Annotated in this window: 21 protein-coding genes; 8 read left to right on the top strand and 13 right to left on the bottom strand. The window is 74.6% G+C overall.

Translation table 11 applies throughout. The annotated features are described in order from the left end of the window. Nucleotides 1–6 precede the first annotated feature (6 nt). From ABD254_RS03275 to aceA, 3 genes are all read right to left on the bottom strand, one after another. The gene (locus tag ABD254_RS03275; protein ID WP_344245624.1) at nucleotides 7–423 is read right to left on the bottom strand and encodes a hypothetical protein; all 417 of its coding nucleotides are present in this window, start codon (nucleotides 421–423) and stop codon (nucleotides 7–9) included. A gap of 115 nt (nucleotides 424–538) precedes the next feature. Further along, the gene (gene aceB / locus ABD254_RS03270; protein ID WP_344245622.1) at nucleotides 539–2,293 is read right to left on the bottom strand and encodes a malate synthase A; all 1,755 of its coding nucleotides are present in this window, start codon (nucleotides 2,291–2,293) and stop codon (nucleotides 539–541) included. Between the two features lie 126 nt (nucleotides 2,294–2,419). Further along, on the bottom strand, nucleotides 2,420–3,739 hold the full coding sequence (gene aceA, locus ABD254_RS03265; RefSeq protein ID WP_344245620.1) for an isocitrate lyase: 1,320 nt from the start codon (nucleotides 3,737–3,739) through the stop codon (nucleotides 2,420–2,422). A 152-nt stretch (nucleotides 3,740–3,891) separates the two neighbouring features. On the opposite strand from aceA, the gene ABD254_RS03260 reads away from it, so the two are divergent. Together ABD254_RS03260 and ABD254_RS03255 are read left to right on the top strand one after the other, a co-directional pair. After that, entirely contained in the window at nucleotides 3,892–5,400 is a 1,509-nt protein-coding gene (locus ABD254_RS03260) for a helix-turn-helix domain-containing protein (protein WP_344245618.1), read from the top strand. Between the two features lie 180 nt (nucleotides 5,401–5,580). After that, complete coding sequence (locus ABD254_RS03255; RefSeq protein WP_344245616.1) at nucleotides 5,581–6,309, top strand: DedA family protein; 729 nt, start codon at nucleotides 5,581–5,583, stop codon at nucleotides 6,307–6,309. 4 nt (nucleotides 6,310–6,313) lie between these two features. On the opposite strand, the gene nhaA is transcribed toward ABD254_RS03255, so the two are convergent. Next, complete coding sequence (gene nhaA / locus ABD254_RS03250; RefSeq protein WP_344245614.1) at nucleotides 6,314–7,672, bottom strand: Na+/H+ antiporter NhaA; 1,359 nt, start codon at nucleotides 7,670–7,672, stop codon at nucleotides 6,314–6,316. Between the two features lie 55 nt (nucleotides 7,673–7,727). Further along, nucleotides 7,728–8,288: a DUF1697 domain-containing protein gene (locus tag ABD254_RS03245; protein ID WP_344245612.1), complete on the bottom strand. Its 561-nt coding sequence runs from the start codon at nucleotides 8,286–8,288 to the stop codon at nucleotides 7,728–7,730. A gap of 298 nt (nucleotides 8,289–8,586) precedes the next feature. Here ABD254_RS03245 and phoH2 point away from each other — a divergent pair, with 298 nt between their 5' ends. Beyond that, nucleotides 8,587–9,987 (top strand): RNA 5'-3' helicase PhoH2, encoded by a 1,401-nt coding sequence (phoH2, locus tag ABD254_RS03240; protein WP_425553723.1) that lies wholly within the window; start codon nucleotides 8,587–8,589, stop codon nucleotides 9,985–9,987. Here the strand turns inward: phoH2 and ABD254_RS03235 are convergent. Next, nucleotides 9,956–11,305 (bottom strand): FUSC family protein, encoded by a 1,350-nt coding sequence (locus tag ABD254_RS03235; RefSeq protein ID WP_344245610.1) that lies wholly within the window; start codon nucleotides 11,303–11,305, stop codon nucleotides 9,956–9,958. The two genes, phoH2 and ABD254_RS03235, sit on opposite strands and share 32 nt — an antisense overlap. 69 nt (nucleotides 11,306–11,374) lie before the next feature. Here ABD254_RS03235 and ABD254_RS03230 point away from each other — a divergent pair, with 69 nt between their 5' ends. Next, the gene (locus ABD254_RS03230) at nucleotides 11,375–11,863 is read left to right on the top strand and encodes a MarR family winged helix-turn-helix transcriptional regulator (RefSeq protein WP_344245608.1); all 489 of its coding nucleotides are present in this window, start codon (nucleotides 11,375–11,377) and stop codon (nucleotides 11,861–11,863) included. 294 nt (nucleotides 11,864–12,157) lie between these two features. Here the strand turns inward: ABD254_RS03230 and ABD254_RS03225 are convergent, their stop codons facing one another. After that, the gene (locus tag ABD254_RS03225; RefSeq protein ID WP_344245606.1) at nucleotides 12,158–13,600 is read right to left on the bottom strand and encodes a class II fumarate hydratase; all 1,443 of its coding nucleotides are present in this window, start codon (nucleotides 13,598–13,600) and stop codon (nucleotides 12,158–12,160) included. Between the two features lie 71 nt (nucleotides 13,601–13,671). Between ABD254_RS03225 and ABD254_RS03220 the strand changes: the two genes are divergently transcribed. Next, nucleotides 13,672–14,223: a DUF1697 domain-containing protein gene (locus ABD254_RS03220; protein ID WP_344245604.1), complete on the top strand. Its 552-nt coding sequence runs from the start codon at nucleotides 13,672–13,674 to the stop codon at nucleotides 14,221–14,223. 85 nt (nucleotides 14,224–14,308) lie between these two features. On the opposite strand, the gene ABD254_RS03215 is transcribed toward ABD254_RS03220, so the two are convergent. The 3 genes from ABD254_RS03215 to ABD254_RS03205 are packed head-to-tail and all read right to left on the bottom strand — an operon-like array spanning nucleotide 14,309 to nucleotide 16,199. Continuing rightward, nucleotides 14,309–14,944, bottom strand: coding sequence for a carbonic anhydrase (locus tag ABD254_RS03215; protein ID WP_344245602.1), 636 nt, complete (start codon nucleotides 14,942–14,944; stop codon nucleotides 14,309–14,311). Then, on the bottom strand, nucleotides 14,941–15,912 hold the full coding sequence (locus ABD254_RS03210; protein WP_344245600.1) for a carbohydrate kinase family protein: 972 nt from the start codon (nucleotides 15,910–15,912) through the stop codon (nucleotides 14,941–14,943). Before ABD254_RS03210 ends, ABD254_RS03215 begins: the two co-directional genes overlap by 4 nt. Beyond that, nucleotides 15,909–16,199: an exodeoxyribonuclease VII small subunit gene (locus ABD254_RS03205; protein ID WP_344245598.1), complete on the bottom strand. Its 291-nt coding sequence runs from the start codon at nucleotides 16,197–16,199 to the stop codon at nucleotides 15,909–15,911. The genes ABD254_RS03210 and ABD254_RS03205 overlap by 4 nt, the downstream gene beginning before the upstream one ends. A gap of 116 nt (nucleotides 16,200–16,315) precedes the next feature. Between ABD254_RS03205 and ABD254_RS03200 the strand changes: the two genes are divergently transcribed. Further along, nucleotides 16,316–17,935, top strand: coding sequence for an ATP-binding cassette domain-containing protein (locus tag ABD254_RS03200; protein WP_344245596.1), 1,620 nt, complete (start codon nucleotides 16,316–16,318; stop codon nucleotides 17,933–17,935). Nucleotides 17,936–17,994: 59 nt separating this feature from the next. Here the strand turns inward: ABD254_RS03200 and ABD254_RS03195 are convergent, their stop codons facing one another. Then, on the bottom strand, nucleotides 17,995–19,137 hold the full coding sequence (locus ABD254_RS03195; protein ID WP_344245595.1) for an epoxide hydrolase family protein: 1,143 nt from the start codon (nucleotides 19,135–19,137) through the stop codon (nucleotides 17,995–17,997). A 62-nt stretch (nucleotides 19,138–19,199) separates the two neighbouring features. On the opposite strand from ABD254_RS03195, the gene ABD254_RS03190 reads away from it, so the two are divergent. Next, entirely contained in the window at nucleotides 19,200–20,162 is a 963-nt protein-coding gene (locus ABD254_RS03190) for a helix-turn-helix transcriptional regulator (RefSeq protein ID WP_344245593.1), read from the top strand. On the opposite strand, the gene xseA is transcribed toward ABD254_RS03190, so the two are convergent. Then, nucleotides 20,128–21,426 (bottom strand): exodeoxyribonuclease VII large subunit, encoded by a 1,299-nt coding sequence (gene xseA, locus ABD254_RS03185; RefSeq protein WP_344248476.1) that lies wholly within the window; start codon nucleotides 21,424–21,426, stop codon nucleotides 20,128–20,130. The two genes, ABD254_RS03190 and xseA, sit on opposite strands and share 35 nt — an antisense overlap. 108 nt (nucleotides 21,427–21,534) lie before the next feature. Here xseA and ABD254_RS03180 point away from each other — a divergent pair, with 108 nt between their 5' ends. Beyond that, nucleotides 21,535–22,590 (top strand): 4-hydroxy-3-methylbut-2-enyl diphosphate reductase, encoded by a 1,056-nt coding sequence (locus tag ABD254_RS03180; protein ID WP_344245591.1) that lies wholly within the window; start codon nucleotides 21,535–21,537, stop codon nucleotides 22,588–22,590. 130 nt (nucleotides 22,591–22,720) lie between these two features. Here ABD254_RS03180 and ABD254_RS03175 read toward each other — a convergent pair whose 3' ends face one another. Then, nucleotides 22,721–24,340 carry a DNA recombination protein RmuC gene (locus ABD254_RS03175; protein WP_344245589.1) on the bottom strand — a complete coding sequence of 540 codons (1,620 nt, stop codon included), beginning with the start codon at nucleotides 24,338–24,340 and terminating at the stop codon, nucleotides 22,721–22,723. Between the last annotated feature and the right edge of the window lie 13 nt (nucleotides 24,341–24,353).

The following is a 24,353-nucleotide window of genomic DNA, read 5'->3' as shown; positions in this document are numbered from 1 at the left end:
GCCCGGTCAGGCGTCGTCGAGGGTGAGGGGCCGGACCACGCCGTCGGCCGCGACGAACACCCCGCGGACACGGCCGCCCGGGTCGGCCCGCAGGGCTCGGTTCCACGCGCGGTCCGCCGCGCCGATCGCGGAGTCGCCGGGCCGCCCGAGGACGGCGACGATGCTGCCGCCGGGCGCGTGCTCGTCCAGGACCTCCCGCATCAGCGTGCCGAGGTGGCGCGTCAGCTCGACGTCGGGGGCGGCCGGCGCGTCGTCGACCGGCACGACGACGCCGACCACCCGGTCGTCGGCGTCGAGCCAGGTGAGGGTGAGGTCGCGCTCGCCGGGGCGGCTCGCGTCGGCGAGCCAGGCGGCGAGCTCGAGCAGCTCGGCGTCGTCGGAGATCCGGTCGCCCGGGCGGAACGGTTCGATGCGTGTGTCCATGCGCCGACACCCTGCCCGAGCCGGCCGCCGTCCCGCTCCCGTCGTCCACAGCCCCTGTCGCCGGTCGAGCCCGTCGAGACCTGTGGGTCTCGACAGGCTCGACCAGCGAGAGCGCTCAGACGGCGAGGTAGCGGGCGTAGGCGCCGGTGGTGAGGAACGGCGGGAACTCCTCGCCGAGGGCCACCTCCCGGAAGATCGCCGCGGCGTCGTCGAACCGGTCGCCGGCCGAGCGCGGCAGCCCGACGAGCACGGAGCGCAGCACCGCCTCGCACCGCGCCCGGGTGATGGGCACGCCGTCGTCGGTCGTCGTGCCGGACGCGACCCACTGCCACACCTGCGACCGCGAGATCTCCGCGGTCGCGGCGTCCTCCATGAGGTGGTCGATGGCGGCCGCGCCCACCCCGCGCAGCCACGACTCGACGTACCGCACGCCCACCGAGACGTTGGCGCGCAGGCCCGCCTCCGTGACGGTCGCGCCGGAGCGCCGCGCGGACGCGACGTCGAGCAGGTCCGCCTGCCCGACGGCGACGTCGTCGCGCATCCTGGTCACCTGGTTCTCCGACTCGCCGAGCACCTCGTCGAAGGCGCCGCGCGCCACCTCGACGAGGTCGGGGTGCGCCACCCAGGTGCCGTCGAAGCCGTCGTGGGCCTCGCGGGTCTTGTCCGCCCACACCTGCGCGACGGCGCGCTCGGTCACCTCGGGGTCGCGGCGGTCGGGGACGAACGCGCTCATCCCGCCCATCGCGTGCGCACCGCGCCGGTGGCACGTGGCCACGAGCAGCTCGGTGTACGCCCGCATGAACGGCGCCGTCATCGTGACCTGCCCGCGGTCGGGCAGCACGTACGAGTCGCCACGGGTGCGGAAGCACTTGATGACGCTGAACAGGTAGTCCCAGCGGCCGGCGTTGAGGCCCGCGCAGTGGTCGCGCAGCTCGTGGAGGATCTCCTCCATCTCGAACGCCGCCGGCAGGGTCTCGATCAGCACCGTCGCGCGGATCGTGCCGCGCGAGATGCCGAGCGCGTCCTGCGCCACCTCGAAGACCTCGTTCCACAGCCGCGCCTCCCGGTAGCCCTCGAGCTTCGGCAGGTAGAAGTACGGGCCCCGCCCGCGCGCGACCAGCTCGCGCGCGTTGTGGAACAGGTACAGCCCGAAGTCGACCAGGGTGCCCGACGCCGGCTGCGTCGCGCCGTCCGTGCCGGTGTACGCGAGGTGCGACTCGAACAGGTGCCAGCCGCGGGGCCGGAAGACGATCGTCGGCAGCTCGGTGAGGTCGCTCGAGCGCAGGTCGTACCGCGTGCCGGCGCCTGAGGTGAAGGTCAGCGTGCCGCGGATCGCGTCGCGCAGCGCGAGCTGGCCGTCGACGACGTTGCGCCAGGTCGGGGACTGCGCGTCCTCGGCGTCGGCCAGCCAGCACCGGGCGCCGGAGTTGAGCGCGTTGATCGTCATCTTCGGATCGGTCGGGCCGGTGATCTCGACCCGCCGGTCCGCCAGCCCGGGGGCGCCGGCCGACCCCGCCACCCGCCACGACGGGTCGTCGCGGACCGGGCGCGTCGCCGGGTTGAAGTCCGGGTCCTCGCCGTCGGCGATCCGGCGCATGCGCCGCTGCCGCTCGAGCAGCAGCGCGGTGCGGTCGTCGGCGAACCGGTCGTGCAGCAGGGCGAGGAACGCCAGCGCTTCGGGGGTCAGGATCTCCTCGTCGCGCGGTCCCAGGGGGGCGGCGACCGTGACCGAGCCCTCGGCGAGCGTGGCGCCGCCCCACGCCGAGGCGTCAGGGGCGATGTCGGCGAGCGACGTGCCGGCGTCGGGCGCGCGGTCCGGCCGTGCGTCGGGGTTCGGGGGAGCGGTGGGCGGGGCGGCGAGCGTGGTCATGATGGCCTCCAGGGGCGGGAGGTAGTGCCTGCGGCGTTGCGGTAGGACCCCACGGGCACTACCGCGGCGCCGCAGGCACTCCCTCACGGAAACGGGGGTGAGGGGTCGGTTGCGGACGGGGACACCTCAGAACTGGGCGGCCTCGGTGGAGCCGGCGAGGGCGAGGGTGGCGGCGTCGGGGTTGAGCGCAGTCGACACCCGGTCGAAGTAGCCGGTGCCGACCTCGCGCTGGTGCCTGGTCGCCGTGTAGCCGCGCGACTCGGCGGCGAGCTCGGCGTCCTGCAGCCGCACGTACGCGGTCATCTGCTCGCGGGCGTACCCGTGGGCGAGGTCGAACATCGAGTAGTTGAGGGCGTGGAATCCTGCCAGGGTGATGAACTGGAACGCGTAACCCATCGCGCCGAGCTCCCGCTGGAACCGCGCGATGGTGTCGTCGTCCAGGTTCTTCCGCCAGTTGAACGACGGCGAGCAGTTGTAGCTCAGCAGCTGGTCGGGGAAGTCCGCCTTGACGGCCTCGGCGAACCGGCGCGCGAGGTCGAGGTCCGGCGTGCCGGTCTCCATCCAGATGAGGTCGGCGTGGGGCGCGTAGGCCTTGGCGCGGGCGATGCACGGCTCGATGCCGTTCGTCACCTCGTAGAAGCCCTCGGCGGTGCGCCCGCCGGTGAGGAACGGCCGGTCTCGCTCGTCGACGTCGGAGGTGAGGAGGGTCGCGGCCTCGGCGTCGGTGCGGGCGATGATCACCGACGGCACGTCGGCGACGTCGGCCGCGAGGCGCGCCGCGTTCAGGGTGCGCACGTGCTGCTGGGTGGGGACGAGCACCTTGCCGCCGAGGTGGCCGCACTTCTTCTCGCTCGCGAGCTGGTCCTCCCAGTGCACGCCCGCCGCGCCGGCGGCGATCATGGCCTTCATCAGCTCGTACGCGTTGAGCGGGCCGCCGAAGCCGGCCTCGGCGTCCGCGACGACGGGGGCCAGCCAGTCGCGGGTGGCGGCGCCGTGCTCCGACACGTCGATCTGGTCGGCGCGCAGCAGGGCGTTGTTGATGCGGCGGACGACGGCCGGCACCGAGTTCGCCGGGTAGAGCGACTGGTCGGGGTACGTCTGGCCGGAGAGGTTCGCGTCGCCGGCGACCTGCCAGCCCGACAGGTAGATCGCCTGCAGCCCGGCCCTGACCTGCTGCACGGCCTGGTTGCCGGTCAGTGCGCCCAGCGCGTTGACGTAGTCCTCGGTGTGCAGCTGGCGCCACAGGCGCTCCGCCCCGCGCCGCGCGAGCGTGTGCTCCTCGCCGACCGAGCCGCGCAGTGCGACGACGTCCTCGGCGCCGAAGGTGCGCTCGATGCCGGCCCAGCGCGGGTCGGACGCCCAGCGCTCGGCGAGCTGCGCGGCGCTCTGCGTCTGGTCGCCGGGGCGCGGCGCGGTCGTGGTCCGGTGCTCGAGGGTCGCGGTCATGAGGGGTGCCTCTCGGTTCGGGTGCTGCGTCTCGGGTGGTGCGTCGTGACCACGACCCTCGCGCGCCGCGCCACCACCGGGCCAGTGATCCGAAGGAGAAGTTTCAGGATTCTTCTCCTGGACGGAAGGCGTGGCGCATGTCACCCTCGACCATGGCCATCTCGACCTCCACCGCCGCGGATACCCGGGACGGCGCCGCGGTGCCGCTCGGCATCCCCATCGACGGCGAGCCCGACGCGCTGACCATCGGCCGCCGGGTGCGGCACCTGCGCACCCGGCGCGGCATGACCCTCGAGGAGCTCGGCGCGGCCATCGGACGTGCGCCGTCGCAGGTCTCGATGCTTGAGAACGGCAAGCGCGAGCCGACCATCGCCCGCCTCCAGGCGGTGGCCCGCGCGCTGGGCGCGAGCGTCGACGACCTGCTGTCGCCACAGGCGCCGTCGCACCGCGACGCCCTGGAGATCGAGCTGGAGCGGGTGCAAAGAGGCCCGCTCTTCTCGGCGCTGGGGGTGAAGCCGGTGCGGGTCGGCAAGTCGCTCCCGACGGACGCGCTCGAGACGATCGTCGCGCTGCAGCGGGAGCTCGAGCGGCTGCACTCCGAGCGCGCGCTCACGCCGGAGGAGGCCCGCCGGGCCAACACGGAGCTGCGCGCCGACATGCGCGCCCAGGACAACTACTTCCCGGACCTGGAGGTGGTCGCGCGCGGCCTGCTCGACGACGTCGGGCACGCGCGCGGCCCGCTGCCGCAGCGCGCCGCGGGAGAGCTGGCGGCCCATCTCGGCTTCACCATCCACTACGAGCCCGACCTGCCGCAGTCCACCCGCGCGGTGATCGACCGGAGGTTCCGGCGGGTGTACCTGCCGAGCGACGGCATCCGTGGTCGCTCCGAGGCTCGCTCGGCGGTGCTGCAGGCCCTGGCCTCCCACGTGCTGGACCACGCCGAGCCCCGCGACTACCGCGAGTTCCTGCGCCAGCGGGTCGAGGCGAACTACCTGTGCGCGGCACTGCTCGTCCCCGAGCGCGACGCCGTGAAGCGGCTGCGCGAGGCCAAGGAGGCCCGGTCGATCTCGCTCGAGGACCTGCGCGACGCCTTCGCCGTCTCGTACGAGACGGTGGCCCACCGCTTCACGAACCTCGCGACCCGGCACCTCGGCATCGGGGTGCACTTCATGAAGGTCCACGAGTCCGGGGCGATCCACAAGGCGTACGAGAACGACGGCGTGCGCTTCCCCGCCGACGCGCTCGGCACCGTCGAGGGGCAGCACGTGTGCCGGCACTGGACGGCGCGGGTGGTCTTCGGCATCGCCGACCGCCTCAGCCCGTACTACCAGTACACGGACACGCCCACGGGCACCTACTGGTGCACCTCGCGGGTGACCGACACGGCCGACGGCCGGTTCTCCGTGAGCGTCGGCGTGCCGTACGCGCAGGTCAAGTGGTTCCTGGGCCGGGAGACGACGGCGCGGGCCACGTCGCGCTGCCCCGACGGGTCGTGCTGCCGCCAGCCCGCGCGACCGCTGGCCGAGCGGTGGGGCGGGCACGCGTTCCCCAGCGCGCGCCCGCACGCGTCGATGCTCGCGGCGATGCCGTCGGGCGCGTTCCCCGGCGTCGACACGACGGAGGTCTACGAGTTCCTGGAGCGGCACGCCCCGATCGCGTGAGCGACACCGCCCGGCCGCCGCGGCCTGGCGGCGCGCAGCGGCGGGACGGTGGTGCTCGGGATCAGGCGACGACGTCGTCGACGCGGACGCCGGGGGCGAGCTGGGCTCGGGGTTTCCTCAGGGTCGAACCGGGGGATCACCTCATGGCCAGGCCGTGCCGGGTCGCGGAGCGTGGGAGGCATGATCGACGCGATCGCCACGCTGTGGGGCCAGGCCGAGGCATGGCTGCTGGCGCTCGTGTCGTCCGCGTGGGCCTACCCGACGCTCTTCGCCGCCACCGCGGCCGACGGCCTCTTCCCTCCGATGCCGGGCGAGACCGTCGTCATCATGCTCGCCGTGGGCGCGCAGTCCGGCGGCGGGGTGAGCCTCGTCCTCGTCGTCCTCGTCGCCGCCCTCGGGGCCTGGTGCGGCGACCAGCTCGCGTTCTCGATCGGCCGGGCGCTCGGCACGCGGCGGGTGCCGTTCCTGCGCGGCCCGCGCGGGCGCCGCGCCGTGCAGCGAGCCGCGCGCTCGCTCGACCGGCGGGGTGCCTCGGTCGTGCTCGCGGCGCGGTTCGTCCCCGTCGGGCGCACGGCCGTCAACGTCACGGCAGGCGCCGTCGGCTTCTCCCGGCGCCGGTTCATGGCGCTGTCGGCCGTCGCGTCGGCAGCATGGTCGGGGTACTCCGTGCTGATCGGGCTCGTCGTCGGCCGACAGCTCGGCTCCCAGCCGCTGCTCGCCGTCGCCGTGGGAGTCGTGACCGGGGTCGCGCTGGGCGCCGTCCTGGACCGCGTCGTCGCCGCGCGGTACGCCCGGGCCGCGGCGCCGCGGGCCGGGACCCGCGCGCCCGGGCAGGGGGTCGCGGTCCCCGTGGTGCTGGAGCCGGAGCCGGCCGCCTGCGCGTCGGCCGCGCGCGCGACCGACGCCTGAGCCGTCAGTGCTCGAGCCGGTCCTTCTCGTCGCCGATGTAGTCGGTGACGAGGTCCTCCTGCCCGTCGAGGTTCATGTCCGACGTGCGGCCCTGGCGGGCGTCCCAGCGCAGGGTGAGCGCGCCGAGCACGGCCGCCACGACGCTCGCCAGCAGGATGGCCGCCTTGGCGCCGTCCGTGTGCTCGGAGCCGTGGCCGAACGACAGCTCCGCGACCAGCAGCGCGACGGTGAACCCGATGCCGGCGAGGAACGCGACCGGCAGCAGGTCGCGCACCCCGATGCCCTGGGGCAGCCGCAGCGGCGTGAGCCGCGTGACCAGCGCCGTCGTGCCTAGCACGCCGACCACCTTGCCGACCACGAGGCCGACCGTGATCCCGGCGACGACCGGCTGGCCGAGGATCTCGCCGACGCCGCCGCCGTCGACCAGGTTCACCCCGGCCGCGAAGAACGCGAAGATCGGCAGCGCGAGCCCCTGAGACCACGGCTTGACGGCCCGCTCGTAGCGGTGCGTCCGTGGCTCGGCCTCGCCGTGCATCGGCCGGGCCGCCACGGTGAAGCCCATGAGCACCCCGGCGACGGTGGCGTGCACGCCCGACGCGTGCATGAGCGCCCAGGTGACCGCGAAGAGGGGGACGAGCACCCACCAGCGGGGGTTGCGCGAGCGCACGTGCCAGCCGAACAGCACGACGCCCACCAGCGCGAGCCCGAGGAACAGGAAGCTGATCTCCTCGGTGTAGAACACGGCGATCACGATGATCGCCAGGAGGTCGTCGACCACCGCGAGCGTCAGCAGGAACGTGCGCACGGCCGTCGGCAGGCCCTTGCCGAATACGGCGAGGACGCCGACGGCGAACGCGATGTCGGTCGCCGTGGGGATCGCCCAGCCCTCCAGCGCGCCGGGGTCGCCCAGCGCCACCACGATCACCGAGTACAGGATCGCCGGGACGGCCATCCCGCCGACGGCGGCGAGCATGGGGACGCCCGCCTCCTTGGGGCTGCGCAGGCTGCCGGCGACGAACTCGTGCTTGAGCTCGACCCCGACGACGAAGAAGAAGATCGCGAGCAGGCCGTCGGCGGCCCACGTGGCGAGGCTCAGGTCGAGGTGCAGGGCGGCGGGCCCCACGACCGTCTCGGTCAGGGTGGTGTACGCGTCGCGCCAGGGGGAGTTGGCGAAGATCAGGGCGAGGACCGCGGCTCCGATGAGGAGCGCCCCGCCGGTCGTCTCGCGGGAGACGAACCTGCGGAGGCGGGCGGGGAAGGACGGGGTCGCGACGTCGGGGCTCAGGGCGCTGCTCCTGTCGGATAGGGGTGCGGACGATGCCGGCGTCACAGCCGGCGTCGCCGACCAGACTTCCCGGCTCACCGCGGGTCAGCCTACCGGCCGGCAGGCAGTGGCTCGTGGACGCCGGCCGTCCGGCTCACGCCGCGGCGGCGGTCTCGCGCGCCATCGTCAGGAGCCGCGTCGTCGTGTTCCAGTTGCGCGCCGTCGTCCAGGTGCCGGCGGCGCCGTCGACGGCGGCAGTGGTCACCCGCGAGGCCCCGATGCCGTCCACGTAGTGCACGAAGAGCACGCCCTCGGCGACGGCGAAGAGCTCGCGACCGCGGTTGGCGAGGTCGAGCCGGGCGATGCCGGCCCCGTCGACGAGCGCGGCGCCGACATGCACCTGGAGGTGCGACGGGTCGTCGCGGGCCGCGGCCGGGAACGGGTTGGCGCGCACGACGGCGTCGAGACGGCTCGCCGTCAGCGCGACGGCCGGCACCGACCCTCCCGTCAGGCTCTCGAGCGCCGCGGAGACCCGGGCGGCGACGTCGTCGGCCCGCTCGGGGGCCACGGCGACGAGGTTGCCGCTGTTCGCGTGCGTGCGCGCCCCCGCCAGGCCGGCGTCGGCGGCGGCCTGGCGCAGGTCGGCCGCGGAGACGCGGCGGTGCGGGCCGAGGTTGACCCCCCGGAGGAGGACGACGTAGGTGGTGGCGGCCATGCACCCATGCTGCCCCTTGTCGGGGCAGACCGGCACCTCGCGGGCGCCCACGACGGGCCTGCCGCGCCGCGCCGCCGTCCGTCGCGGGGGAGGCGGGCGCGTGAACAGTGGATGACATTGTGCGACCCGCCGGGACAGTGGGTGGTGGCGCGAATCACAGCGTCGTAGTTTGACGGCAGGGACGGCAACCAGCCGTCCTCCGGGAGGCCAGCCGATGGGGTTCACGCTCCGCGCAGGAGGGCCGGCACCGGCCCTGCACGTGCGGCGCCCCGGGCCGGCCGCCCGCCCACCCACGAGCATGGAGTGCGCCGTGGACCAGAACGTCACCTCCCCCCAGGGATCCTCCGCCACCGACCGGGCGTCGTCGGGACCCGACGCCCCCGCCGGCCTCCGCACGTTCGTCATCGACACGTCGGTGCTGCTGTCCGACCCACGGGCGATCTACCGCTTCGCCGAGCACGACGTCGTCCTGCCGGTGGTCGTCGTGACCGAGCTGGAGGCCAAGCGGCACCACGCCGAGCTGGGCTACTTCGCGCGCAGCGCCCTGCGGATGCTGGACGACCTGCGCGTGCGGCACGGCCGGCTGGACGCCCCGATCCCGGTCGGCGAGGAGGGCGGCACGCTGCGGGTCGAGCTCAACCACACCGACCCCGAGGTACTGCCCGCCGGCTTCCGGCTGGGGGACAACGACACGCGCATCCTGTCGGTCGCGGCCAACCTCGCGGCCGAGGGACGCGACGTCACGGTCGTCTCCAAGGACCTGCCCATGCGCGTCAAGGCGTCGGCAGTGGGGCTGCAGGCGGAGGAGTTCCGCCACGAGCTCGCCGTGGACTCCGGCTGGACCGGCATGCGCGAGGTCGACGTCGCGGACGAGCAGATGAGCGAGCTGTACGACGCCGGGGAGGTGGACCTCGCGTCCCTCGACCCGGCGGTCCTGGAGGCTGCGTCGCCGCTGCTGTGCCACACGGGTCTCGTGGTCCACTCCGCGCGCGGCTCCGCCCTCGGGCGCGTCACCGCGGACAAGCGGATCAAGCTGGTCCGGGGCGACCAGGACGTGTTCGGCGTGCACGGGCGCTCGGCCGAGCAGCGGATCGCGATCGACCTGCTGCTCGACCCCGAGATCGGCATCCTGTCGCTCGGCGGCCGCGCGGGCACGGGCAAGTCGGCGCTCGCGCTGTGCGCCGGGCTGGAGGCGGTGCTGGAGCGTCGAGAGCACCGCAAGGTCATCGTCTTCCGGCCGCTGTACGCGGTGGGCGGGCAGGACCTCGGGTACCTGCCCGGGTCGGAGTCCGAGAAGATGAACCCGTGGGCGCAGGCCGTCTACGACACTCTCGGGGCCCTCGTGTCGCCGGAGGTCGTCGACGAGGTGATCGGCCGGGACATGCTCGAGGTGCTCCCGCTGACGCACATCCGCGGGCGCTCGCTGCACGACGCGTTCGTCATCGTCGACGAGGCCCAGTCCTTGGAGCGCAACGTGCTGCTCACGGTGCTGTCGCGGATCGGGCAGGACTCGCGGGTGGTGCTCACGCACGACGTCGCGCAGCGCGACAACCTGCGGGTGGGCCGGCACGACGGCGTCGCGGCGGTGATCGAGGCGATGAAGGGCCACCCGCTGTTCGCGCACGTGACCCTGACCCGCTCCGAGCGGTCGCCCGTCGCCGCGCTCGTCACGGAGATGCTGGAGTCGCTCGAGCTGTAGCGGTGCGGCGGGGGTGGATCAGCACGACGGCGAGCACGCCGAGCGCCACGCCGACGACGGTGTCCACGGCCCGGGAGAGGGCGATGCCCGCCGGGTCGGCCGCGACGCCGAGGGACGTCATGAGCAGCGCCATCGGCGTGATGGTGAGCATCGCCAGCCCGTAGTGCCGCCCGACGACGATCTCGGTGACCACCTGGAGCACCACCACGACGGCGCAGGTCGCGGCGAACGACAGGTGCGCCGCCAGCAGCGGCCACGCGAGCAGCGCCCCCGCGACGGTGCCCGCGCCGCGCTGCAGGGCCCGCACCACCGCGTGGTGCGGCGTCGTGCCCTGCAGCGTCGCGGTGGAGCCCAGCTGTGCCCAGGCGGGGTGCCCGAAGCCCGCCACCAGCGCGACGGCCCCCGCGACGAGCCCCGCGACGACCACGCGGACGCCGCCGAGGCGCCAGCCGACCGCGGGCCGGACCTCGCGCGCGGTGTCGCGCAGCCGCCGGCGCGGCGGCAGCTCCTCGGCGGGGCTGGTGCCGGCCCCGGCGGGGCAGCTCCCGATGTCCGCGCGCCGGGCGTCGAGCGCGCCGGCGATCGCGGCGAGCTCGGCCGCGAGGACGCGGGCGACGTCGCGGGTGCGCCGGTGCGACAGGTCGTCGGCGAGGACGCCCCGGGCGTGCGCGACGGCGCCCCGGGCGGCCTCCGAGGCGACGTCGTCCCCGGCCTCCCTCGCCCGCCGGACGGCGTCGGCGGCGCGACGCACGGCCAGCCGGGCGGGCGCGCTCGGGCGCACGAGGTAGCCGCTCATCCCGACGAGCCAGGCGATCGCGGCCCCGGCGGCGAAGGTCGCGCCGCGCTCGGCGACGTCGGACCACGCGAGCGGCCCGGCGATGCCGCCGGCCGCGGCGAAGACGACGATGGTGGCGCCCGGCGGGCCGGTGCGCACCAGGGTGCACCCCACCGTGGCGCCCCCGGCGATCAGAGCCACCACGGCGAGGGTGACGGCCAGGGGCGCGCCGGCGGCGGTGAGGGAGGCGGTGGCCACGAACGCCGCGGTGAACAGCGTGCCGACGGTCGCCAGCAGCGCGGCGCGCCGCCGGTAGGGGTCGTACCGGCCGTACAGGATGGTGAGCGCGCCGAGGGCGGCGAAGCCGGCGAGGTCGGGCCGGCCGGCCGCGGCGCACAGCGCGAGCGTGGTCGCGGCGGCGGCGCCGACGCGCAGCGCGGCGGCGACGGTGGCGTCGGCGGGGTGGACGCGCAGCGCGGCGCGCAGGTGGCGAGGGTCGAGGACGTCGCGGGCGGTGGCGAGCACGGGGGAGGTGGCGGGCATCGTCGACCACGATAGTTCACAGGTAAAACATCTGGGAACTGATGTGACGCACGCCCTTATCCTGGGCCGATGGACTACATCGAGCGGGTCCGGGAGCAGTGGGCCGAGCGTCTTCCCGGGGTCGACACGTCACCCGCCGAGGTGGGCGCGCGGGTGCGCCGGGTCGCCGGGCTGCTCGAGGAGGCGATGGCCGAAGACCTCGCGGCCCGCGACCTCTCCCGCGGAGAGCTCGACGTGCTGACGGCCCTGCGGCGCGCCGGCCGGCCGCTGCGGGCGGGGGAGGTCACGACGATGACGGGGGCGCCCGGCGCGTCGATGACGAAGCGGCTCGCGCGGCTGGAGCGGGCTGGCCTCGTGGAGCGCACGGTGCTGGAGCGGGACCGGCGCGGCGTCGTCGTGGCGCTCACCGCCCGGGGCGAGGAGCTCGCCGACGAGCTGTTCCCGCGGCAGGTCGAGCACGAGCGGGCGGCGGCCGCGGACCTCTCGGACGGGGAGCGGGCGGAGCTGGCCCGGCTGCTCGCCGTCGTGCTGCGAAGGCTCGACCCGCGCGACTACTGACCGTGCGGCCGCCGACCCGGCCTCCGCGGAGCGCGTCGCCGGTCGTGCGGGATGCGGGGGAGGCGCGCCGTCCCAGATGGAACCCCCCAGCCCCGCAAGCTCGGCGGCGCGCCTCCCGCGTGACGCCGACCATAGCAGGTGAGGTAAGGCTTACCAAACACCCGTCTCGCGGGTTGGCGCGTCGGCGTGCCCGCACCGACGCCTCGCCGCGCGGCGTCGGGGTACGCAGACGGCGCGAGCTCCGCTGCCGAGCTCGCGCCGTGTGCGTCCCGGACGCCCTTGCGGGGTCGAGGGTCAGGCCTGCGGGGGCTTCGTCATCGACAGCACGTCGAGGGCCGAGTCGAGCTGGGCCTCGGTGACCTCGCCCCGCTCGACGAAGCCGAGCGCCACGACGGCCTCGCGCACGGTGAGGCCCTCCTTGACGGAGTGCTTGGCGACCTTCGCCGCCGCCTCGTAGCCGATCACGCGGTTGAGCGGCGTGACGATCGACGGCGACGACTCGGCGTACGCGCGGGCCTTCTCGACGTTCGCGGTGATGCCCGACACGGTCTTGTCGGCCAGCACGCGCGAGGCGTTCGCGAGCAGCCGCACCGACTCCAGCACCCCCTGCGCGATGACCGGGATCTGCACGTTCAGCTCGAACGAGCCGCTGGCCCCGGCCCAGGCCACCGTGGCGTCGTTGCCGATCACGCGGGCGGCGACCATGAGCACGGCCTCGGGGATCACGGGGTTGACCTTGCCCGGCATGATCGAGCTGCCCGGCTGCAGGTCGGGGATGGCGATCTCGCCGAGGCCGGTGTTCGGGCCGGAGCCCATCCATCGCAGGTCGTTGCAGATCTTGGTGACCGAGACCGCGACGGTGCGCAGCGCGCCCGACAGCTCGACCAGCCCGTCGCGCGCCGACTGCGCCTCGAAGTGGTCGCGCGCCTCCGTGAGCGGCAGGCCGGTGTCCTCGCGGAGCAGCTCGATGACGCGCTGCGGGAACCCGGCCGGGGTGTTGATGCCGGTGCCCACCGCGGTGCCGCCGAGCGGGACCTCGGCCGCGCGGGGGAGCGCGGACTCGAGGCGCTCGATGCCGTACCGCACGGCGGCGGCGTAGCCGCCGAACTCCTGGCCGAGCGTGACGGGGGTCGCGTCCATGAGGTGCGTGCGGCCCGACTTCACGACGGTCGCGAACTCCGCGGCCTTCGCCTCGAGCGCCTCGGCCAGGTGGCCGAGCGCCGGGACCAGGTCGCGCACGACGCCGGCGGTCGCGGCCACGTGCACGGACGTCGGGAAGACGTCGTTCGAGGACTGCGAGGCGTTGACGTGGTCGTTCGGGTGCACCGGCTTGCCGAGCGCGTTCGTCGCGAGCGTGGCGAGCACCTCGTTGGTGTTCATGTTCGACGACGTGCCGGAGCCGGTCTGGAAGACGTCGATCGGGAAGTGCGCGTCGTGCGCCCCCGAGGCGACCTCGTCGGCGGCGGCGGCGATCGCGTCGGCCACGTCCGCGTCGAGCACGCCGAGCTCGGCGTTGGCACGGGCGGCGGCCTTCTTGACGCGCGCGAGCGCCTCGATGTGCCCACGCTCGAGGGGGGTCCCCGAGATCGGGAAGTTCTCGACGGCGCGCTGCGTCTGCGCCCGGTAGAGCGCGTGCGCCGGGACGCGCACCTCGCCCATCGTGTCGTGCTCGATGCGGAACTCTGTCTCGCCCGCGCCGGCCGCGCCGGTGCCGGGGACGACGGTGTCGGAAGTCATGTCTCTATCGTGCCGCACGCGGACGACCCGTCCGCCGTGACCCGGGTCACGCCCTCGGTCATGATGGCCGGGTGTCCTACACCCACGCGGTGTTCTACCGCGCCATGAACCTCGGCCACCGCGGCAGCCCGGTGCGGGGGGTGCTCGAGCAGGCGCTGCGCGACGCCGGGGCCCGCGCGGTGCGGTCGTTCCAGACGAACGGGACCGTGCTGCTCGACCTGGAGGTCGCCGGTTCCGCCGAGGCCCTGGTCGCCGCCGCGGCCCCGTCGCTCGCCGCCCGCGCCGGCTACGCGGGTGCGGGCCTGGTCCGGTCCCTCGACGAGCTCGCCGCGGCGGTCGAGGGCGACCCGTTCGCCGTCACGCGCGACGAGCGCACCTACCGCGAGACCGTGACGCTGGTCGACGGCGGAGCGCCGCTGCCCGTCGCGCTGCCCTGGACCGACCCCCGCGACACGCTCGACCTCGTGGCCGCCCGCCCCGGGCTGGTGCTCGCCGTCGTCCGCGGGGGTCCGGGCGCCGGCGGTGACCCGAACGGTCACGTCGAGCGGCTCACCGGCGGCGTGGCCACGACGCGCACGCTCGGCACCGTGCGGCGCCTGCTCGCCGCGGCCGCGCCGGACTGACCAATCGTCGGTCGAGCCTGCGCCGTCCTGAGCCCGTCGAAGGGTCGATCCCACGAACTGGGTCTCGACGAGCTCAACCCCCGGGTCACGCGGCCACGGGCTCCTCGCCCACGTCGCCGGCGACCTCCACGAGGCGGGCGCTGCCGTCGTCCAGGTCGTACACCACGCCGACGACGGCGGTGCGCCCCTCGGCGATGCCCGTGGCGATCGCCGCGGAGTAGCCGCGCAGCATCGCCACCGTGTGCTTCACGTGCTCGGTGCGCAGCACGTCGGGGTCGATCGGCGTCTGCACGCCCTGGCGGCTGGTGAGCTCCGCGATCGACGGGATGACCCGGTCGACCACCGCGCGCACGAAGCCGGGCGGCTGCTCGCCGGTGGCGAGGGTGTGCGCGGTCGCGGCGATCGCCCCGCAGGAGTCGTGGCCCAGCACCACGACGAGCGGGGAGCTCAGCACCTCGGTGCCGTACTCGATCGACCCGATCACGGTCGTGTCGACGACGTGCCCGGCCGTGCGGACCACGAAGACGTCCCCGAGGCCCTGGTCGAAGATGATCTCGGCCGCGACGCGGGAGTCGGAGCAGCCGAAGATCACCGTGTGCGGGTGCTGGCTGGTGCGCAGCTCCTGGCGGCGCGCCGCGTTCTGCGACGGGTGCGCCGGCTGGTCGGCGACGAAGCGGTCGTTGCCGGCGCGCAGCCGCGCCCAGGCCTCTGCGGGGGTCATGCGGTCTCCTCCTCCGGGTCGGCGCTGACGCCGTCGATACGTACGCGGTCGGGACCGACGAGGTCCGTCGGCCAGGGCGGGTTCGCGCCGGCGCGGGAGACGGTCACGGCGGCGACCGCCACCGCGCGGACGAGCATCCGCGCGGTCGCCGCGCGGTCGATCCCGCGCAGCGCCTCGCGCCGGTGCGCGCCGAGCAGGTCCGCGCCCCACAGCCAGTCCAGCAACGCACCCATGAACGAGTCACCGGCGCCGACCGTGTCCACGACGTCCACGCGGGGCGCCTTCATGGTGACCTCGCCCGCCGCGGTGACCGCGGTGGTGCCCGAGCCGCCGAACGTCACGACCACCACCGCGGGCCCGGTGCGCTGCCAGGCCCGCGCGACGTCCAGCGGATCGGTGCCCGGTGCGAGCCACGCCAGGTCCTCGTCGCTGACCTTGACCACGTCGGCGAGCGCGACGAGCTCCTCCACCCGGGGCCGCACCTCGGCGGCGTCGCCCATGAGCGCCGGGCGGGCGTTGGGGTCGTACGTGATCGTCGCGGTGGCACGGGCCGCCTCGACGAGCCGGCGCACGTCCGCCGCGCCGGGGGCGAGCATCGCGGCGATGGAGCCGGTGTGCACCGCGAGGGTGTCCGGCGCCGCGGCGGTGCCCTCGGGCACCCGCCACTCGAGGTCGAACTCGTAGGTCGCCGCGCCCTCCGCGTCGAGGGTCGCCTGGGCGACGCTCGTCCGCGCGGCCCCGTCGCTCCCCGGAGCGAGGGCGACCGCGGACTCCGCGAGCCAGTCGCGCACGGTCGCGCCGCGCTCGTCGTCGCCCAGCCAGGTCGCGAGCCGCACGTCGCGGCCCAGGCGACCGAGCGTCAGGGCGACGTTCGCGAGGCTGCCGCCGGGGTGCTCGGCACTGCTGCCATCGGTGCGGTGGACGACGTCGACGAGCGCCTCGCCGACCGCCAGCACGTGCGCGCTCATGCGTCCTCCCCGTCGTCGTAGCCGTCCTCGGTGCCGGCTCCCGTGTCGCCGTCCGCGCCGGGCACGGCGCCGCGCTGGGCGGCGGCGAGCCGTTCGCGGGCGCCGTCGAGCCATTCCTGGCAGCGCGCGGCGAGGGCCTCGCCGCGCTCCCAGAGGGCGAGGGAGGTCTCCAGCGGCTCGCCGCCCGCCTCGAGCCGGCCGACGACGTGCACGAGCTCGTCGCGGGCCGCCTCGTACGACAGGGTCGAGACGTCGGCGGGGGTGTCGGGGGATGTCGCGTCGGTCACGGGGGACAGTCAACCCCATCGGACCGACACGACGCCGGGGTGTCCGTCCGCCGTGCCCGCCCGTCGGCAGGAAACTCGTTTGCCCGCGGGTGCGGTCGCGAGAGACCCTTCGTGCCATGGGACATCTCGAGGTGGCGCACGTCGAGCACGTGCTGCCCGACGGTCGCACGCTGCTCGACGACGTCTCGTTCCGCGTCGGCGAGGGCAGCGCCACCGCGCTGGTGGGGCCCAACGGCGCGGGCAAGACGACGCTGCTGCGCCTGCTGGCGGGCGAGCTGCCCACCCAGGCGGGGGCCGTGACCGTCGGCGGCGGTCTCGGCGTCATGCCGCAGTTCGTCGGCTCCGTGCGCGACGCGACCACCGTGCGCGACCTGCTCGTCTCCGTCGCGCCGCCGCGCGTGCGCGACGCCGCCCGGGCCGTCGACGCCGCCGAGCTGGCCGTGATGGAGGTCGACGACGAGCCCGCGCAGATGGCGTACGCCCAGGCCCTGGCCGACTGGGCCGAGGCGCGCGGCTACGAGGCCGAGACGCTCTGGGACGTGTGCACCACCGCGGCCCTCGGGATCCCGTTCGAGCAGGCCCGGTGGCGCGAGGTGCGCACGCTGTCCGGGGGCGAGCAGAAGCGGCTCGTGCTGGAGGCGCTGCTGCGCGGGACCGACGAGGTGCTGCTGCTCGACGAGCCCGACAACTACCTCGACGTGCCGGGCAAGCGCTGGCTCGAGGAGCAGCTGCGCGCCACCCGCAAGACCGTCCTCTTCGTCTCGCACGACCGCGAGCTGCTCGCCCGCGCCGCCGACCGCATCGTGGCGCTCGAGGTCGGCCCCGCCGGCACGGACGCCTGGGTGCACGGCGGGTCGTTCGCCACCTTCCACGACGCGCGCCGCGAGAGGTTCGCCCGCTTCGACGAGCTGCGTCGCCGCTGGGACGAGAAGCACGCCCAGCTCGTGCGGCTGGTGCTCGACCTGCGGCAGGCCGCGGCGAACAGCCCCAAGATGGCGTCGCGGTACTCGGCGGCGCAGACGCGCCTGCGCAAGTTCGAGGAGGCCGGGCCGCCGCCGGAGCCGCCGCGCGAGCAGGACATCCGGATGCGGCTGCGCGGCGGCCGCACGGGGCTGCGCGCCGTCACCTGCGAGCGGCTCGAGCTCACCGGGCTGATGAAGCCCTTCGACCTCGAGGTCTTCTACGGCGAGCGGGTGGCGGTGCTCGGCTCCAACGGCTCGGGCAAGTCGCACTTCTTGCGCCTGCTCGCGGGCGACGACGTCGCGCACACGGGCGAGGCGCGGCTCGGGGCGCGCGTCGTGCCCGGGTTCTTCGCGCAGACGCACGCCCACCCGGAGCTGTTCGGGCGGGACCTCACCCAGATCCTCTGGGAGGACCATGCCCGCGGCCGGGGCGCCGCCATGTCCGCGTTGCGACGGTACGAGCTCACGGTGGCCGCCGACCGGCCGTTCGACCGCCTCTCCGGCGGGCAGCAGGCGCGGTTCCAGATCCTGCTGCTCGAGCTGTCCGGGTGCACCGCGCTGCTGCTCGACGAGCCGACGGACAACCTCGACCTCGAGAGCGCCGAGGCGCTGCAGACCGGGCTCGAGGCGTTCGAGGGGACCGTGCTTGCGGTCACGCACGACCGGTGGTTCGCGCGCGGGTTCGACCGGTTCCTCGTCTTCGGCGCCGACGGCGTGGTCCGAGAGACCGCCGAGCCCGTGTGGGACGAGGGGCGCGTCGCCCGCGCCCGCTGACGCTGGTCGAGCCTGTCGAGACCCGGCACCGTGGTCTCGACAGGCTCGACCGCCAGTTCTCACGACCTCCCGGCGAAGAACGCGCGGAGGTCGGCGGCGAGCAGCTCGGGCTCCTCCATCGCGGGAAAGTGGCCGCCCTCGGCGTGCTCGACCCACTGCGAGATCCCGCCCCAGGCGTTGAACACCTTCGCCATCAGCGGGTGCGTGTCGAACACCGACCACGCCGACGGCACGTCCGAGGCCGCGAGCCAGTCGAGCCCGGAGTGCGAGGCCTCGTAGTAGAACTGCGCGCTCGACGCGCCGCTGCGGGTGAACCAGTACAGCGAGACGTTCGTGAGCAGCTGGTCGCGGTCCACGGACTCGTCCGGCGTCGGGTGGGCGGGGTTCGTCCAGGTCTGGAACTTCTCCGCGATCCACGCGAGCTGGCCGACGGGCGAGTCGGTCAGGGCTGCGCCGATCGTGTCGGGCCGGTGGTTCTGCATCTCGAAGTAGCCGTGCTCCGCGGCGTCGCGGCTGCGCACGGCCTCGATCTCGGCGAGCTCGTCGTCCGTCAGGCCGTCGGGGGCCGGGAACTGGTCGCCCACCATCCCGAGCGACCGTCCGTCGCTCCCGACGTGGGTGCCGATCACGCGCTGCGGGTAGAGCGCGGCGAGCCGGCCGGTCGTGCCCGCGCCGATGTCGGTGCCGTGCACGGCGAACCGCTCGTAGCCGAGCCGCGTCATGATCTCGGCGTACGCCTCGGTCGCGCGGGCCACCTCCCAGCCGGTGCCCGACAGGGGCGTCGAGAACCCGAACCCGGGCAGCGACGGGACGACCAGGTGGAAGGCGTCGGTCAGCAGCGGGACGAGCCGCTGGTACTCGACGAACGAGCCCGGCCACCCGTGGCACAGGAGGAGCGGCACGGCGTCGGGGTTCGCGGAGCGGACGTGCATCACGTGGAAGGTCTGACCGTCGACGACGGTCGTGACCTGCGGGTAGCGGTTGAGGGCCGCCTCCTGCGCGCGCCAGTCGAACCCGTCGCGCCAGTGGTCGGCGAGCTCCTTCAGGTACGCCGGCGGGATGCCGCGACCGAAGTCCGTGCGGTCATCGCGGCCGGGCACCGGGATCGGCCGGCGCGTCCGTGCGAGCCGGTCGTGCAGGTCGTCGAGGTCGGCCTGGGGGATGTCGATGCGGAACGGTGTGAGTGCGCTGTTGTCGGTCATGAGTCCACGGTCGCAGGCAATGCGGCAGGAGAGCTTCCGCAATTGCTGGCAGGATCGAGAACATGTTGGAGACCTCGGCCCGCCTGCTCGAGCTGCTGTCGTTGCTGCAGGTCAGGCGCGACTGGACGAGCGCCGAGCTTGCCGGCCGGCTCGAGGTGAGCACGAGGACGGTGCGCGCCGACATCGGCAAGCTGCGCTCGCTCGGCTACCCCGTGGACGCGCGCCCCGGCGTCGCGGGCGGGTACCGGCTGGCCGCCGGGACGGCGATGCCTCCGCTGCTGCTCGACGACGACGAGGCGGTCGCGGTCGCGGTCGGGTTGGGCGTGGTCGCGTCGCGGAGGCTGGGCGTCGAGGAGACGTCGCTCACGGCGCTCGCCAAGCTGGAGCAGGTGCTCCCCGCGCGCCTCCGGCACCGGGTCGAGACGGTGCGCGAGGCGACGAGCGTGGTCCCGGGAGCCGACCCGTCCCTCGACCTCTCGGTGCTCGGCTCGGTCGCGGCCGCGATCCGCGGCCACGAACGGCTCCGGTTCGACTACACGACGCCTGGGGGAACCGCGTCGCCGCGCGTCACCGAGCCGCAACGGCTGGTGAGCTGGGGGCCGCGCTGGTACCTGCTCGCGTGGGATCTCGACCGCGACGACTGGCGCGTCTTCCGCGTCGACCGCCTGGTGCCGCACGCGCCCACGGGCGCGCGCTTCCGGCCGCGCACCATCCCGGAGGACGCCGTCGTCGAGTACGTCGTGGGTCGGGTCAACAAGGCCGCCTGGAGGTACCGCGCCCGGGTCCTCGTGCACGCCCCGGCCGCCGAGGTCGCCGCGAAGATCCTCACCCCGCTCGACATCGAGGAGGTCGGCGAGTCGGCGTGCCGTGTCGAGCTCGGTTCCGACGACCCGGACCAGCTCGCGCTGTGGATGACACAGCTCGGCGTCGACGTCGAGGTCGTCGAGGGCGACGAGCTCGCGGCGGCGTTCGAACGCCTCGCGACGAGGTTCAGCCGTGCGGCGCGGCGTCAGCCGTCGCCGTGACCTCCGCGTCGAGCGCGCCCACGGCGAGGCGCAGGCGCAGCGCGTCGCCGACGGCGACGTCGCCGGGGGAGCGGACGACGTGCCCGTCGCCGCGCTGCACGACGGCGTAGCCGCGCTCGAGCGTCGAGGCGGGGGAGAGCGCCCTGACCTGGGCCGCGAGTCGGCCCACCTCGCCGGAGGCGCGCAGCAGCGCGGCGTCGAGCAGGTGGCGGGCGTGCCGCACGTGCTGGCCGACCTCCCGCTCGCGCGCGTCGACCATCGACTGCGGGGTGGCGAGCGCCGGCCGGGACCGCACCGCGTCGAGCCCGTGCTGCTCCCGGTCGAGCCGCGACGCCATGGCCGCCCGGATCCGCTGACGCGCCTGGGTGACCCGGGCGCGCTCCTCGGCGACGTCGGGCACGATCCGCTTCGCGGCGTCGGTGGGGGTGGAGGCTCGGTAGTCGGCGACCAGGTCGAGCAGCGGGGCGTCGGTCTCGTGCCCGATGGCGCTGACCAGCGGCGTCGTGCAGGCGGCCGCCACGCGCACGAGGGCCTCGTTGCTGAACGGCAGCAGGTCCTCCACCGAGCCGCCGCCGCGCGCCACGACGAGGACGTCGACGTCCCGGCGGGCGTCGAGCTCGGCGATCGCGGCGCTGACCTCCCGCACCGCGTTGACACCCTGGACCGCGACCTCGCGGATCTCGAAGCGCACCTGCGGCCAGCGGGAGCGGGCGTTGACGACGACGTCGTGCTCGGCCTTCGACTCCCGCCCGCAGACCAGCCCGACGACGGCGGGCAGGAACGGCAGCGGCCGCTTGCGGTCCACGTCGAAGAGCCCCTCGGCCGCCAGCACGCGCCGCAGCTGGTCGATGCGCGCCAGCAGCTCGCCGACGCCGACCTGGCGGATCGCCGTGGCGCGCAGCGACAGGCGCCCGGCCTTGGTCCAGAACTCGGGCCTGGCCTGCACGACGACGTGGTCGCCCACCTCGGGCTTGTGGTGCAGGCCGTCGAAGGCCCGGGTCAGCATGTGCACGGGCAGCGACGCCTCGACGTCGGTGTCGCGCAGCGTGACGAACTGCATCCCCGCCCGGCCGCGGTACGTGTGCTCCACGACCTGGCCCTCGACCCAGACCGTCGACATCTTCGCGACGTACTCCCGGATCTTCTCCGACAGCAGGCGCACGGGCCAGGGCCGCTCGGCGGTGGTGTCGCGCGCGAGCACGGGCAGCGGCTGCGGCGCCTGCCGCGCGTCGCCGGGGGGCCCGCCGGTGCGGTCGGGGTACAGGTCGGTCACCCGCCCCAGCATGCCGCACGCCACCGACGCTGAGGCCCGTCACAGCGGGCGGCGAGCGCCGTCACAGACCGTCCACACCCGCCCACCTAGACTGACCGGGTGACTGCGACCGCACCGGCCCCCTCGAGCACCACGGCGATCGAGCCCCCCACCAAGCGCGTGCTGCTGGCCGCCCCGCGCGGCTACTGCGCGGGCGTCGACCGCGCCGTCGTCGCGGTCGAGAAGGCCTTGGAGACGTACGGCGCGCCCGTGTACGTGCGCAAGGAGATCGTGCACAACAAGCACGTCGTGGAGACGCTGCGCGACCGGGGCGCGATCTTCGTCAACGAGACCGACGAGGTGCCCGAGGGCGCCCGGCTCGTGTTCTCCGCGCACGGCGTCTCGCCGGCCGTGCGGGAGTCCGCGGCCGCGCGGAGCCTCGACACCATCGACGCCACCTGCCCCCTGGTGACGAAGGTGCACAAGGAGGCCGTGCGCTTCGCCAAGGACGACTACGACATCCTGCTCATCGGCCACACCGGTCACGAGGAGGTCGAGGGGACAGCCGGCGAGGCGCCCGACCACGTGCAGGTCGTCAACTCCCCGGACGAGGTCGACCAGGTACAGGTCCGCGACCCGCAGAAGCTCGTGTGGATCTCGCAGACCACCCTGTCCGTGGACGAGACCATGGAGACGGTCCGCCGGCTGCGCGAGAAGTTCCCCGAGCTGCAGGATCCGCCGAGCGACGACATCTGCTACGCCACGCAGAACCGTCAGGTCGCGGTGAAGAAGCTCGCGCCGGAGTCCGACCTGGTGATCGTCGTGGGCTCCGCGAACTCCTCGAACTCGGTGCGCCTGGTCGAGGTGGCGCTGCAGGCCGGCGCCCGCACCTCCTACCGCGTGGACCGCGCGGCCGAGATCGACGAGTCCTGGCTCGACGGCGTCGGGACGGTCGGCGTCACGTCGGGCGCCTCCGTCCCCGAGATCCTCGTCCAGGACGTCATCGCCTACCTCGCCGAGCGCGGCTTCGGCGCCGTCGAGGAGGTGCGGACCGCCACCGAGGACCTCATGTTCTCGCTGCCGCGCGAGCTGCGTGCGGGCCTCAAGGCGGCCGGTCAGGACGACAAGCGACCCCGCCGCGAGAGCCGCACCGCCCTGCCCGTCGAGCCCGCCTGACGCGTCGCCGGAAGGGCTTGTCGAGAGCAGGTCTCGACGGGCTCGACCAGCGGGTCCGACCCGTCGAACCAGCGGTCCGACCCTTCGACAAGCTCAGGACGGCGCAGGCGCGACCCGCACGTGGGCGGCCTCAGCCGGCGGCGGAACCCCGGGACGTGCCGCCGGACTGCTCGCCCGCGGCGCGCTCCAGGGCCTCGCGGTCCGCCGCAACCAGCGAGTCGACGGAGGCACGGTCGTCCCCGACGGCCCGCTCGGCGACGGACACATCGCCGAGCGCGACGACGGCGCCCTCCTCCACGGCGAGCAGCTCGGGGCGCGTGATGGGGCGCGGCACCTCTTGCAGGCCCTTGACCTCCTCGATCGCGTCCTTGGCATCGACGACGTCGAGCTCGACCATCCGGCGGGCCGACACGAGCACGTTGCGCTCGAGGGAGCCGATCATCGAGTTGTAGGCCTTGGTCGAGCTCTCCAGCGAGCGTCCCATCCGGGTGATGTGGCCGGTCATGGTCACGATCCGCGAGTGCAGCTGCTTGCCGACCTTGAGCACCTCCTGCGCGTTGTCGGCCAGCGCCTGCTGCCGCCACGCGAACGCGACGGTGCGCAGCAGCGCGAGCATGGTCGCGGGGCTCGCGAGCAGCACGTTCTTGCGCGCCGCCTCCTCCATGAGGGACGGGTCGCGCTCGAGCGCGGCGGCCAGGAACGCCTCGGCAGGCACGAACATGACGACGAACTCGGGCGCGTGGTCGAACAGGTCCCAGTACCGCTTCGACGCGAGGTCGTCCACGTGCTTGCGCACGTGCCGCACGTGCGCGTCCATGCGCTGCTCGCGCACGGCGGGGTCGGTGGCCTGCTGCGCCTCGAGGTACCCGAGGAACGCGACCTTCGAGTCCACGACGACGTTCTTGCCGCCCGCGAGGTTGATCACCATGTCGGGGCGCAGCACCTCGCCGTCGTCGTTCGTGGCCTGCACCTGGACGTCGAAGTCGACGCGCTCCATCATCCCGGCGGCCTCGACGACGCGCTGGAGCTGCAGCTCGCCCCAGGCGCCGCGCGTCTGGGAGGAGCGCAGGGCGGTGACGAGGTCGCTGGTGCCCTGCCGCAGCTCGGCGTTGACCATCGTGAGCTGGCGCAGGTGCTCGCCCAGCGCGGAGGACCCCTCGGCGCGCGCCTTCTCGGCGGCGGCGACCTCGGCACGGACCTTCTCCAGGCTCTTGCCGAGCGGGTCGACCAGGGCGCGGATCGCCTGCTCGCGCTGCGCGAGGGTCTCGTCGTTCTTCACCGTGCTGGCCTTGAGCCGCTGCTCGGCGAGCTCGAGGAACTGCTTGTTGCTGGAGGCCAGGACGTCGCCGGCCACGCTGCGGAACCGCTGCGCGGCGGCCTCCTGGTCGCCCTTGGCCTCGTCGAGCTGGCGCTGCAGGTCCTCGCGGACCTGGGCGAGCAGCCGTTCGGCCTGCTCGCGCGTCTCCCCGACGCGGCGGTCGGCGTCGTCGCGGGCGCGGACGAGGTCGCGCTCCGCCTGCTCGCGCTGGCCGGCGAGCAGGCGCTCCGTCTCGGCGGCCGCCTGGTCGAGGCGGCTTCGCAGCTCGGCGGCGTCGCGGCGCGCGGACTCGAGCTCGCCGTGCGCGCGGATGCCTTCCAGCTGCTCCGACCGCCCGGCCTGCGCCGCGCGGTTCGCGTGCCAGAGCCAGCCCACGAGCACACCCACGGCAAGGGAGCCGACGGTGAGGAGCAGAACGGTGGTCGTCGTCATGGGCGACACGGTG

Origin of the sequence: Isoptericola hypogeus (genome assembly GCF_039531145.1) — a bacterium.
In the GTDB taxonomy this organism is placed as follows: Bacteria; Actinomycetota; Actinomycetes; order Actinomycetales; family Cellulomonadaceae; genus Isoptericola; species Isoptericola hypogeus.
Note: the sequence above shows the minus strand (reverse complement) of the source record. Positions and strands in the feature narration are given on the sequence as shown.